Below are 12,415 nucleotides of genomic sequence, written 5' to 3'. Positions count from 1 at the left end.
TCCGTACTCACTAAAGAAGGTCTGGTTTCATGATTTCCAACGTAGATCCTCTTGCACCGGGCGCACCGCCGGAAGGCGACGGTAGCGTTTCCGAACTCGGCGGGCCGCTTACGGTATTCTTCGCGACCTCGGTCGGCGTCATGATCATGAACCTCTTTGCCGCCCAGACACTGACGGGGGCAATCAGCCGAAGCCTGAACCTCACACCCCAGTTCGCAGGATTCGTGGCCATGTTGCCCCAGCTTGGCTACGCTTTCGGCCTCGTCATGCTCGTGCCGCTTTGCGACCTGTTCGAAAACCGTGGACTGATTGTTCGAACGACGGCGTGCGGCGCCCTTTTTCTGGCCGTCGCCATGATTGCCCGCTCGCCAGTGTTTTTTCTGCTCGCGGTTTTTTCCGCAGGCGCGGCGTCCAGCGTGATTCAGATGCTGGTGCCCATGGCGGCTTCGATGGCATCGGAGAGACATCGCGGACGCGCTGTCGGTAACGTGATGAGCGGCCTGATGTTTGGCATTCTTCTGTCCCGTCCGGTCGCGAGTGTGATCGCCGGATCGATAGGCTGGCGCGCTTTCTACGGCTTTGCTGCAACCATCGATGCGGTGTTGGCGATCGTTCTGTACTGGAAGCTGCCCTTGCGCAAACCGGCAATTGCAACTCGCTACCCCGCACTCCTGTATTCACTCTGGACGCTGATGCGAACCGAGCCGACGTTGCGAAAAAATGCGGTCTCCGCAGCACTGGTCATGGGTACGTTCAGCGCATTCTGGACGGGAATCGGATTCCGGCTCGTGCAGTCGCCGTTCAATTTCGACACGAATGGAATCGCAGTATTTGCTCTCGCAGGGGCTGCGGGGGCGGTCGTTACACCGTTCGTTGGCCGCGCGGGCGACCGCGGGTGGGGACGCATGATGGTGCTCGCCGGGCACGGCGCAATGATCGTGGCGCTCTGTGCAATCGGAATCGCCGGCGCCGGCTGGGGCGGCTTTTCAGCGAAGGATCATCCTGTCGTTGCCATCGCGCTGCTGGTTCTGGGTGCAGCCACGCTCGATGCCGGAGTCGTCACGGACCAGACGCTAGGTCGAAGGGCAATCAACCTGATGGACCCTGCTGCGCGAGGTCGACTCAACGGTCTCTTTGTCGGCATATTTTTCTTAGGTGGCGCCGTTGGCGCGGCGCTATCCGGGGCCGCATGGGCGTCTTATGGCTGGACAGGAGTATGCACAGTTGGGTTCGCGCTTACTTTCCTAGCTATCTCGCTGAGGATCGCTAACTGCAACGAAGAGACTCTGTAAGGAAACATTATGAGCCTGACTTCCGCCTTTACGGCAATCGAGGTAGACCACGTAACGGGACTCGATGGTGCCGATCAGGGTGCTGCCACCATCGAGGTTGGTCCTTCTGGGGAAATTCTGGCCGTTCGGCCCGCTGAATCAACTGTCTCACGTGAAACGAGCGAACTCAGCGCGATTCCGCTTCTTGCCGACTCTCATGCACATCTGGGTATATCGGATGGCGTGACGGAATCCCCTGAATTCCATACGCTTGCGCACGTGGACGCCCAGCTTCGCCATCTCGCCGTGCGAGGCGTCGGGCACATCCTGTCCCTCGGAACCGACCAGCGATGGTTGCAGAAACACCTTGGCCGCAGGCTCGCCAGTGGTGAAGCGAGCGACAAGGCGTTCGGCTACAGCGCCGGTGTGGGCTTTGGTGCAGTAAATGGCTGGCCGCCCGAAATGACGTGCCCGGAATTGAGGTTCCGGCCGGTCGAGCCGGAACTCGCCCGGCGCCAGGTTCGCGAGCTTGCCGGCATGGGTTGCCGGGTTCTAAAAATCTGGGTGGACGACTTCGGCGGCACAGTGCCTAAAATCCCTTTGGAGGTCGTGCGCGCGATTGTCGACGAAGCTCGTCAATGCTCGATATTGACGTTTGCGCATGTTCATTTCCATCGAGACGCACGGGCACTTGTCGATCTCGGTATAGGTGTGCTGGCGCACTCGATACGCGACCAGCTGATCGACGCCGCATTGATCGACTCGATGGCGAAAAACGCAGTCACACTCGTACCGACCTTGTCGCGTGAAGAAGCCGAACTCGCGTTCTCCCTCGAAGACAACCCCTACATGAACAACGAGTTTTTCCTCTCGTCGGAGCGCGACCTTGTTCCGCTTCTTCGGGGCAAGAAGTTCTCAGATAATCCGCAGAAGCCGGCGAAGCGTCTTGAGATTGCGCTCGAGAACGTCGCCCGGGCTCATACGGCCGGAATCCCCATCGCGCTTGGGACCGACAGTGGATTCAAAATGAAGCTGCAGGGCTTCGCCCAGCATCGCGAACTGCAACTCATGAATAAAGCGGGCATGAGTCCGGCGGAATGTTTGAAAGCAGCCCTGCAAAACAATCAACGACTGTTTGCTACCGGAATGACAGCGATTGTTGCGGGAGAACCTGCTTCGTTTTTCATCGTAAAAGGGAACGTGCAACAGAACATCCGTACCACTGAAGACATCGTGGAAATATGGGTATCGGGAAAGCGTTTGTCCGGGCCGGATCTATTGCCGGGTACAGAGCTGTATCGAAACGACGCAGCGCGGGGAGGTCGATGAGCGGCCCTGCTGAATCCGGTGCGTATGCGTCTTCGACGGCGGAAAGAACCCATATGGATGGCTCGACTCCACCCACTTTCGAAGGTTGGTCACCACTTTCCGATGTCGACACAGAACAGGAAAGTCCCCCTCCGGTGAACAGCACCCTGGCGATTGTCGCGATCATCCTCGTGGCAACGAGTCTTCGCCCTGGCATAGTCGCTGTCGGTCCCGTGCTACCGTCGATCATTAGCGACTTCAGGCTTTCGCATACGGCGGCATCGCTGCTTACGTCGATCCCCGATGTGTTGATGGGATTGCTGGCGATACTGACTCCCCGAATTGCTCGCCGGTTTGGCAGGGAACCTGCCATTCTTGCCGCATTGCTTTTACTCTGTATTTCAATTGCCGGCAGGGCATTCTCGACCAGCGTATTCGGGCTGTTCGTCTCGACCGCGGGTGTTGGCGTGGGTATTGCCGTTGCGGGCACACTGATGGCAAGCTTCATAAAGGCACGCTTTGCGTCGCATGCGGCTGTGGTGATGGGTGTGTATGCGACAGCTCTTTCGTTTGGGAGTACCGCATCTGCCGGCTTTACAGGGCCGGCGGCTCAAGCCACTGGAAGTGGATGGCGCCTCGCGTCAGGCATGTGGAGCGCGACGGCGATCCTGGCTATTGCGTCGTGGCTGGCAGTTGCAATAATGGAGCGACGCCGACATACACCGGCCATTCAGTCGAAGTCCCTCGTGCGGCTTCCTGTTCGCTCTGCCACAGCGTGGTTCGTCGCAATATTCTTTGCTTGCGATAACTTCCTGTTCTATGCGCTCGTGTCGTGGACCTCGCCGATATACCGCGAAGCAGGCCAATCGGCAACCAGGGCTGGATTGACCCTCGCGAGCTTTACGGCTGCTTTCATGCTTGCGAACCCGATCTTCGGCTGGCTTAGCAGGTCGCATGACAGACGACGCTGGCTGGCCGCAAGCGCAGTACTTTCCCTTGCAGGTCTGATTCCTACGGCCCTCGCGCCCGCGATGGCACCGTTTCTGTTTATCCCCCTGTGTGCTTTTGGCCTCGGTGGCGGATTCACTCTGGGTATGACGCTACCACTCGACAATACCGACAACGTGGACGAGACCAATGCGTGGAATGCCTTTGTGCTGACCGTCGGCTATCTTATTGCCGCAGCAGGTCCGCTCCTTGTCGGCAAACTTCGGGATATGAGCGGGAGTTTTCAATCCGCGATCTGGGCGCTGGTGCTGGTCGCCGGTCTCATGCTTGCGCTAACTCCGTTTCTGCGGTCGCATCGCCAGCGTGAAGATCCGTGACGAAAAATCAGACCGGAATCACGTACGAGGTCGTCCGACTTCAACGTTGGAAGCCTTGCGGCGGCAGCGTATCACCGTCGCCCTGAAAAATGCTGGGGTACACGGACCCTGCTTTATCAGCGAGGGTTCGGGTAGACTTCCGCTTTGGGATACGGCCAGCATACGGCGACCTCCGGACCGCTCTCGGTCGCTATGCATATAGGGCCGGTCGGGATACACCTTCCTAACATCACGGATTAAGGCAATGGACAAGACGCTTTCGCGGCTATCGAGCGATGTTCCCGGACTCGACGAAATCTGCGGCGGCGGGCTGATATCAGGATCGTCGTACATATTCCAGGGACGCCCCGGGGCTGGCAAGACGATTCTTGCCAATCAGATCGCTTTTGCTCAGGCCCGGGAAGGTCGCAAGGTTCTTTACGTCACGTTGCTGGCGGAGTCCCATGACCGCCTGTTCCAGTCGCTCTCCACGCTCGACTTTTTCGACCCCACGCGGATCGGCAAGGAGCTGACCTACGTCAGTCTTTTCCGTACGTTGCGCGACGAAGGCCTCCCTGCCCTCGTCGCCATGTTGCGCGGCGAGCTTGCCCGACTCAACGCAAGCATGCTCGTGCTGGACGGGCTGCTGAATGCGCGCGAAATCGGCCAGACCAACCTCGACGTCAAGACCTTTGTTGCCGAACTGCAGGGCCATGCCGCCTTCACGGGCTGCACGGTACTTTTTTTGACCAGCGCACGCATCGACGAATCCAGTCCGGAACACACCATGGTGGACGGCGTGCTGCAACTCGAGGAAAGCCTTTATGCCCCGCGGACGGTGCGGCGCATACGTGTTGCGAAGTCGCGCGGCAGCGGCGCACTGGGCGGCATGCACCTCTACGAGATCAGCGGTCGCGGGATCGACGTGTACCCCCGGCTGGAGGCTGCCCTTGCCACGCCGTCCGGTCCGGATCATCCAAGCGCGGGGCGGCTTGGAACAGGTATAGGCGGCCTCGACGCGCGTGTGAACGGCGGCCTGCCGGGAAGCTCGATCACGGCAGTCGTCGGACCCGCCGGTAGCGGCAAGACGACGTTTGGCATCGGATTCTTGCGCCTCGCCACGCCGGAGCGTCCTGCCGTGCATTTCGGTTTCTACGAAACGCCCGAGCGTCTGTCCGCGAAAGCGGCGGCGCTCGACATCGACCTGCCTGCACTGGTCCAGTCGAAGGCGCTCAAAATTCTCTGGCGTCCTCTGACTGAACATCTGCTCGACAAACTCGCCTACGATCTGCTGAATGCCGTTCGCGAAACCGGGGCCGACCGGTTGTTCATCGACGGGCTGGCCGGCTTCGAGCGCGCCACGGTCGAGCCTCATCGCATGGTGGAGTTTTTTGCCGCACTGACCAATGAATTGCGCAGTATGGGGGTGACGACGGTCTGCACGTGGGAAGTCAAGGAACTGTCCGGCCCCTGGGTCACCAATCCATCACCCGAAATCCTGAGCCAGATCGATAACGTCTTCGGCATGCAGCACGCCATGCTGGACGGCACGTTGCGACGTACCCTTTCCGTACTGAAGGTCCGGGACAGTCTGTTCGATACATCAGTTGCAGAAGTAGCCATGGCCGGTGCGGGTGTCGGCCTGCATGTGACTGGCACGATGCCGGGCGACGCCACCGGTTCGGTGAGCGGGCGCAAGGCGGACGGCCGGTAAGCGCGGGCCGGGCGCATGGCTACGCTGGTGGTCGTCGATGACGAGTCGCTCGTCACGGATTTCCTGACGTTCCTGCTGGAGAGCGAAGGACACTCCGTCCATGCCGCCGCCAATGGCAGGCAGGCGCTGGAGATCGTCGACCGGGTGCATCCGGCACTCGTCATCACCGACCTCATGATGCCGGTCATGCCAGGTCTGGAGCTTGCTCGGACATTGCGGGAGAGCGTCGCATTCAGTCACCTGCCTATCATCCTGTGCAGTTCGGTTTCTGATCCGGTCGCCCTGCACGAACAGCATCTCTTCACGGCAATACTGCGGAAGCCTTATGCGCCAGCCCGACTTGTTCAGCTCGTCGACGAAAATACAGACCCGATCCGCTGATCGGGGACGCTGACAGTATCGCGAGAGGTCGGCGGTGGGTCTTTCAGGAATATGGCGGGCGAGCCCGGCATCGATTAACGCACTGGCTTCGGGCAGTCCATGACGCTTATCCTTCTTGTTGACGACGAACCCGAGCTGCTCGAGGCGTGGAGTTTCGCGCTCGAATATGTCGGCTACAGCGTGGACCGGGCCCGTGACGGGCGGGAAGCGCTCGAACAGTTGAGTCGCCGCAGGCCCGACCTGGTTATTACCGATCTGATGATGCCCGGAATGAACGGGGAGGATCTTTGCAGGTCGATCCGGCAGCACGCGCAATGGGCAGGCATCCCGATCGCGCTACACACTTCGGCGCATGTGGGTACGCCGGTCGACGAGCGTTTATGGGACTCGGTCCTCCGCAAGCCGGCACGCCTGGAAGTTTTTCTTGCCACCATCGAAAATCTGATTCAGGGCTGACAGCGCTATGCCTCTCATACCGCCCGTTTCGACCCCTGCCGCTTGCATCCGCCGGCCGCGTCAAGCCGACCTGCGTGCGGCGACACCAAGGGGAGTACGGTGATGGCAGACACCGGACTCTTCGAGCTTCTGGCCGAACCCTACCTCGTGCTCGACGGCGATCTCGTCCCTGTTGCAGCGAACCGCGCGTGGCGCTCGCTCTTCGACACGCGCCGTGACCATTCGCCCGGCAAAACCATGAGTTGGGCAGATCTCGACCCGCGGCACGAGGAACTCGTTCGCTCGATCTCGAGCGAGCTGCGTGGCGGGGAGCACTGTCGGTCCAGCGTCATCCGTCTTGATCACGAGGCAGATACGGAGGGTGGTAGCTGTCAGCGACCGCGCGACTGGCAGGTATTCGCTTCTGTCATTCCCGCCAGAGGGCTGGAGCCGCGACTTATCACCTTGCGTTACGACGACGTCACGGCACGCGAGCTTGCCGCCTTGACCCCGGTGCAATCGGTGATCGATGGTCCGACACGGCAGACAAACGATACCGGCGACGCTGAGCTCGACGCGACGCTTGCCCTTGCAGGCCTCGGCGTCTGGCGACTGGAGGTCGCAACGGGCAGCGTCCGGTGTAACGAGCCGTGTCTGCTTCATCTCGGCGTGTCCCGATCTGCAGACGTGACCCGCGAGTGGTTGCTCGACGGTCTGCCCGACAGGATCGAAGCAAATCCCGGCGCGCATGGCGGTCAGCGGTCCTTCGAGTGCGAGCGGCAATCCCCCGACGGATGTCACTGGGTTCTGGTCCACGGCATCTGCCGGTTCAACAAAGACGGAACGATGCGATCGGTAACGGGTTTTACGCTGGACCTGACCTCGCGCAAGCAGCACGAAATCGAGCTGGACGCTCTGGCGAATTCAGAACGTTCGGCGCGCGAGCGCAGCGAGGCGGTCGCGCGCACGATGGACCAGTTCATTGCAGCGGTAAGCCACGAACTTCGATCGCCGCTGAACGCCATCGTCTCCTGGGCAGAGCTGCTGAAACTTGCGATGGACCCGGCGAATGTGGTGCGGGCCGGCGAAGCCATCCGTCGTAACGGACGACAGCTGTCGCACATGGTCGACGATCTGCTCGATAGCGGCGCAATCGCGACCGGAAAACTGTCGGTCAAGCTGCAACCCGTGGACCTCGGTGCGCTCGCCGCGATCGTTGCCGAAGATGTGCGTAAGCTCGCGCAGCACAAGGGTCTACAGTTGCAGGCTGTCGATATCTCGCCGTGCCTCGTGATGGCGGACGAAAGCCGGATCAAGCAGGTGATATGGAATCTGCTGGCCAATGCCGTCAAGTTCACCGACGCCGGCGACGTCGAGATATCGGTTAAGGCCACACAGGATTGTGCGGAGATGCGTGTGCGTGACACGGGCCGAGGTATAGCGCCCGACGCATTGTCGCTGGTATTCGACCGATTTCAGCAGATCGGGCCGCAATCGAGCGGCCGCGTGGGCGGGCTCGGCCTGGGGCTCTGGCTGGCGAAACACATTGTCGGCCTGCATGGCGGTTCCATCGACGTGGCGAGCGATGGCCCGGGGTGCGGAGCGACCTTTACGGTCACGCTCGCGCTAGCCTCCGCCGGCTAGATTCACCGCGGCATCTTTCCCCGGGCAGGGTCGGCAACAGCGTCGTATTGAAGGAATGTACTCAGCACATCGATGATTCGCCATGTTTCGCATGGACGTCGAAAATGTCCGTCGAAACCAGCGGCCTTCAGATCTTCAATAGATTCGCGCGGAGCGAAGTTACTCATTGCGACGAGGAGAACATTCGACGTGTTCTCATGTTCGCGACAGCGTTTGGCAAATGCATAACTCTGGTCATCCACCCGGGTATCGAGCAGGATGATTGCGGGAGCCCATATGTCGAGAGTCACAGCAGCCTCCCTGATACCTCCAGCGAATGACGCTAGCATGCCTTTCACCCTCAGGAGCGTGGCAATAGACTCACCCACGTTCCGGTCCAGATGGATTACGAGCACACGCCGGTTTATTTTCGCAGGACGACTGCGCGCAAAGGTCCAAAGGGCGAATTCCGATTCATTTTCGGTCGGTAAACGTCTGGCCATGTCTCTGCATCGGGATTACCCGATGTCTCTCGTCATTTGTATTTGTAGAAGAAGGCTCTTCTCATGGAGAAAACACAAGGTCCCGAGAAGACTCAAACGAATTTACGGCGAGCTTAACACAGCGTTATTTTGTTTCTGGGCGCTCGCCAATGTCGCCGCGCACGTCAAGAGCATGGGGACTATTGGCCATGACGGAACGCCCGTCGAGGTTGGACCGCCATAGCATCGAACCCCTGGTGACACGGTCGCTTAGCGTTTCATCGATTCCAAGCAAGAGAGGGAAATTCCCTGTCCCCGAATCGTTGACAGTCGAGGTTAACAGCGTCAAATTCACTTGACATCAGCGCGATGAAAGACGCTGGGACCTGAGAGAACCAAAATGGCGCGCGCTGTACAGAAGCGCGCTGAAGCGGTGCGTACGTCGCCGCATGAAGGGGGATCAAATGCATCCAAGCCATTACGACGAGCTGGAAGATATCGCCCTATGGAACGTCAAGCCAGTGCCACCCGACGGATCGGCGCGACTTGTTATCGTCCTGCATCCCGACCCTGCTACTGGAGAAATGATTGTTTCCCGGCTCGAGAGAGAAGATTTCGGGGCCATTCATTATTCCGACCCGCACTCCGTTGAACTGATACTTGGCTACTGGCGGCCGGCGGCGCTTCTTGTCGATACACGTCTGGCCAGCCCGGATGTGGTGGATTTTATCAAGGCCGCCTCGATAAACCCTGCGTTCGCGCGGACCCTGCTGATTGCGTTAGCAAACCCGGCATCTCAGGCGGCGACCAGAAAGGCACGCGAAACCGGCTTCGATGGGATGTGCTGGGCACCGTGTCAGGTAGGAAGGCTTGCCGATATGCTCGATCGACGCACGCCGCGCCGCCCGGTTCATGTTGCGCTGGACGAGGGCGCTTGCCCTTCTGCCCAATACGCGGGCTTATAAGCGATTGGACTCGGCAGAAGCCTACGATCTCAGCAGTGAACAAAAAGTGAGTGCACTTAGAGTGCAGGCATCACCCACGCGGAAGCGCTATAACCTTGAGCGCAATGATGGAAGATCAGCGCGCTTTAACTGTCGAGCCGGCACAGGCCGAATGCCTCAACAACCAAGGTTGCCCGGAGCCTGCCGTGAATCGCTCTCTCCGTCAACGGGGATGCCTGACCGTAGCACCGCCTGGGTGGGGCGCTTTGCTAAAAATGGCTGCAATACGTCCCGATCTGCGTATCACACCCCCACGCCACGGCACCACCGCCGCGCGCAATTACTCCGCGAAATTTTTCATCGACAGGCTCTGCCCGGCGCACTAAAGTAACGCGCTGTAATTTATCTAACCACGCTCGGCAAAGCGAAAGTCATTTTCGCAATAAAAAAAATGGAAGTCAGGAATTCCCGACGGTGGGCACCGCGTGGCCGGAACCGATGGCTCATTGCGACGGCGGCACTTCTTACTGCTGCCGTCATTCGAACGGCGTTGCACCCCTTGCTCGGTCCCATCATGCCGGGAACGGCGTTTCTCATTGCCGCGATCCTGGTCGAATATTACTGCGGCCTTGCGCCGTCGATCTGCGTGATGCTGGCCGGCCTTTGCATCGCAGATTACCTGTTCGTGCCGCCCTATGGTCGACTCGACATCATCGATCAGTCGGACGTGCGGCTGGTGGTGTCGTATCCGCTCATCACGATCATCATGCTCACGCTGGTGGAGCGGCTCAGACGCGCGCAGTATCGCGCCCAACTGCTGACCGCGGTGTCCCAGTCGCGCTATGAGATGCTGCTGCGGCACGACAACGAGCGTCTTCTCGAGCGGCGCGCGACGGACGCAATGCATCGCATGCTGCATTACATCGCGCAGCACAACCGCTCACTGATTCTCATCCGGGCACTCGATCCAACGAACAGCATGCCGCCGGGCAGTTTCATCGCGGCAGCGGCAGCCGCGACACCGAGCGGCATGATCGACGACGACTCGTTTGGCGCGGGTATTGCCTTCGGCGCCATGCATTCCAAAGTGCATCACGAAGACCTGGCGCGAGCCTGCGAGCGTCTGATACCTGGACACCATCGCATGCGGTTTCTTTCGGCCGGGCAGGACTGGCGCCCCGTCGACTGTGTATGCGACCGGTTCACGACGCCTTCGGGCGAGTTTCTTATTCTCCGGGTAGCAGACTGACATGGATAAGCGTCAATTTTCGACCGGTGAGAACAGCGACCATGTTGTCCTGCTGCTGCACGGTTTATCGAGTTCGCCGCTGGAATTGCGGTTCCTTGCCCGCTTTCTTGCCGAGGAGGGTTTCGCGATCCATAGCCCGGAGTTGAGCGGCTACAGTGCGGGGACGGGACATGCACCGATGGAACATTGGATCGACGCGGCGGTGGCCCAGTTCGATGCGCTCGCCACACAGTATCGTCACGTCTCCGTATGCGGCCTGTCCATGGGCGCGACGCTCGCTGCCGCGCTCGCCCAGCAGAGGCCGGCCGCGCGCGCACTGCTGCTTCTTTCGATCACGCTCCGTTACGACGGCTGGGCCATTCCCTGGTACAGATTTCTGCTCGACTACGCCTACTACACGCCAATGCGTTCGCGCTATCGCTATCGCGAGCACGAGCCTTACGGTCTGCGCAACGAAGCCTTGCGCTCGAAAATCGCACGCGCGATGCAGAAAAACGAAATCAGCGAGGTGGGACCGGCGTCTATCGCGATGCCCGCGTTGCACGAAGCGAGCCGACTCGCCGCCTCCGTGCGCAAGAACCTGAAAAGTATTGGAACAGATTGCCTCATCATTCACGCTATCGATGATGAAACGTCGAGTCCCCATAACGCCCATCTCGTCGAGTCGAAGATAGGTTCATCCTTTCTACGAACCATCTGGCTCGACGACTCGTATCACATGATCACATCGGATAACGAACGCGAGGTGGTCGCGCGCGAATGCTCTCTGTTCCTGCGCGAAAGCGCGGCAGCTTCATCGGCAGGCAATAACCCGAGGCCGGTCGTGTCACGCGCGCTGGCACGTCGTCTCAGGCAGCTGGCCACGCTAGCGGAGAAAGCTTGATGGGTGCGACGACATCGATCGGCTATCGCTGCGTCGCGCTTGCAGCGAGCATCGTGTGCGGTTTGACAGCGATGACCAATCTGGCGATTGCCGCGGAGCCGCAAACCGATAGCGACTGGAAAATGTCGGTCGGCCCGGGGTTGTACATCTTCCCGAAATTTCCCGGTTCTTCGCGACTCCAGGTCCTGCCCTTTCCAGTGCAGGACATCTCGTGGAAAGACCTCGTTTTTTCTCAGGGGCCCGACGTGCTGGGCGTCAATGCACTACACGGTGAGAACTATCACGTCGGCGCGTCGCTGAGCTTCGATTTCCAGTCGAGATCGTCGTCCGACGATGTGCGGCTCAAGGGCTTACCGGACGTTCACTACGGACCCAAGTTGCGACTCTTCGCCGACTACACGTGGTGGGCTTTTACGGGCGCGGCGGCGGTCTATCAGGACATCGGCGGGACTGGTCAAGGCATGACGGCAATGATCGATTTCTTCGTATCGGCGCCGATCGGCAAACTCCTGATCTCCGTTGGCCCGGGTCTTACCTGGGTCAACGGTGCCTACACCCGCACCTTTTTCGGTGTATCTCAACAGGAAAGCGCCGCGTCGCAATTACCGGGGTATGCCACCGGCTCCGGGTTGCGGGACGTCCATTTCAACGTGAACGCGACTTATGAAATCACGCCGCACTGGTCGGCGAATGTCGGGGCGGTGGTCGGACGCCTCGAACGGTACGCGGCAGGCAGTCCGGTCACCGAACGCCGACTCGACCTCAATGGCATGGCCTGCGTCGCGTATCGTTTCTAGCGAAGCGAAGCGACCCAAGGCCTC

General features: G+C 59.9%; 12 protein-coding genes. 11 read left to right on the top strand and 1 reads right to left on the bottom strand.

What is annotated here, in order from left to right; all coding sequences use genetic code 11:
- The first annotated feature begins 29 nt into the window (after positions 1–29).
- The 7 genes from FQ746_RS03305 to FQ746_RS03275 all read left to right on the top strand — a co-directional run bounded on the left by FQ746_RS03305 (position 30) and on the right by FQ746_RS03275 (position 8,057).
- Positions 30–1,292, top strand: coding sequence for an MFS transporter (locus FQ746_RS03305; RefSeq protein WP_144107493.1), 1,263 nt, complete (start codon positions 30–32; stop codon positions 1,290–1,292).
- Between the two features lie 9 nt (positions 1,293–1,301).
- Positions 1,302–2,600 (top strand): amidohydrolase family protein, encoded by a 1,299-nt coding sequence (locus FQ746_RS03300; RefSeq protein ID WP_144107492.1) that lies wholly within the window; start codon positions 1,302–1,304, stop codon positions 2,598–2,600.
- Positions 2,597–3,904, top strand: coding sequence for a CynX/NimT family MFS transporter (locus FQ746_RS03295; RefSeq protein ID WP_222105845.1), 1,308 nt, complete (start codon positions 2,597–2,599; stop codon positions 3,902–3,904). Before FQ746_RS03300 ends, FQ746_RS03295 begins: the two co-directional genes overlap by 4 nt.
- A 244-nt stretch (positions 3,905–4,148) precedes the next feature.
- Complete coding sequence (locus tag FQ746_RS03290) at positions 4,149–5,597, top strand: RAD55 family ATPase (protein WP_144107491.1); 1,449 nt, start codon at positions 4,149–4,151, stop codon at positions 5,595–5,597.
- A 15-nt stretch (positions 5,598–5,612) separates the two neighbouring features.
- Entirely contained in the window at positions 5,613–5,978 is a 366-nt protein-coding gene (locus FQ746_RS03285; RefSeq protein WP_144107490.1) for a response regulator, read from the top strand.
- Positions 5,979–6,077: 99 nt separating this feature from the next.
- Positions 6,078–6,434, top strand: coding sequence for a response regulator (locus tag FQ746_RS03280; RefSeq protein WP_144107489.1), 357 nt, complete (start codon positions 6,078–6,080; stop codon positions 6,432–6,434).
- Positions 6,435–6,536: 102 nt separating this feature from the next.
- Positions 6,537–8,057 (top strand): sensor histidine kinase, encoded by a 1,521-nt coding sequence (locus FQ746_RS03275; RefSeq protein WP_144107488.1) that lies wholly within the window; start codon positions 6,537–6,539, stop codon positions 8,055–8,057.
- A 2-nt stretch (positions 8,058–8,059) separates the two neighbouring features.
- Here FQ746_RS03275 and FQ746_RS03270 read toward each other — a convergent pair whose 3' ends face one another.
- Complete coding sequence (locus tag FQ746_RS03270; RefSeq protein WP_144107487.1) at positions 8,060–8,539, bottom strand: histidine kinase; 480 nt, start codon at positions 8,537–8,539, stop codon at positions 8,060–8,062.
- 443 nt (positions 8,540–8,982) lie between these two features.
- Between FQ746_RS03270 and FQ746_RS03265 the strand changes: the two genes are divergently transcribed.
- The 4 genes from FQ746_RS03265 (at position 8,983) to FQ746_RS03250 (ending at position 12,391) form a co-directional block, all read left to right on the top strand.
- Positions 8,983–9,483, top strand: coding sequence for a response regulator receiver protein (locus tag FQ746_RS03265; RefSeq protein ID WP_144107486.1), 501 nt, complete (start codon positions 8,983–8,985; stop codon positions 9,481–9,483).
- Positions 9,484–9,913: 430 nt separating this feature from the next.
- The gene (locus FQ746_RS03260; RefSeq protein ID WP_144107485.1) at positions 9,914–10,711 is read left to right on the top strand and encodes a DUF4118 domain-containing protein; all 798 of its coding nucleotides are present in this window, start codon (positions 9,914–9,916) and stop codon (positions 10,709–10,711) included.
- 1 nt (position 10,712) lies between these two features.
- Complete coding sequence (locus FQ746_RS03255) at positions 10,713–11,594, top strand: alpha/beta hydrolase (RefSeq protein ID WP_144107484.1); 882 nt, start codon at positions 10,713–10,715, stop codon at positions 11,592–11,594.
- A 71-nt stretch (positions 11,595–11,665) separates the two neighbouring features.
- Positions 11,666–12,391 carry a MipA/OmpV family protein gene (locus tag FQ746_RS03250; protein WP_144107597.1) on the top strand — a complete coding sequence of 242 codons (726 nt, stop codon included), beginning with the start codon at positions 11,666–11,668 and terminating at the stop codon, positions 12,389–12,391.
- The last annotated feature ends 24 nt before the right edge of the window (positions 12,392–12,415 follow it).

The sequence above is a fragment of the Paraburkholderia sp. BCC1886 genome, assembly GCF_900996245.1.
Classification (GTDB): Bacteria; Pseudomonadota; Gammaproteobacteria; order Burkholderiales; family Burkholderiaceae; genus Paraburkholderia.
This window is presented reverse-complemented; position numbering and strand designations above follow the sequence as displayed.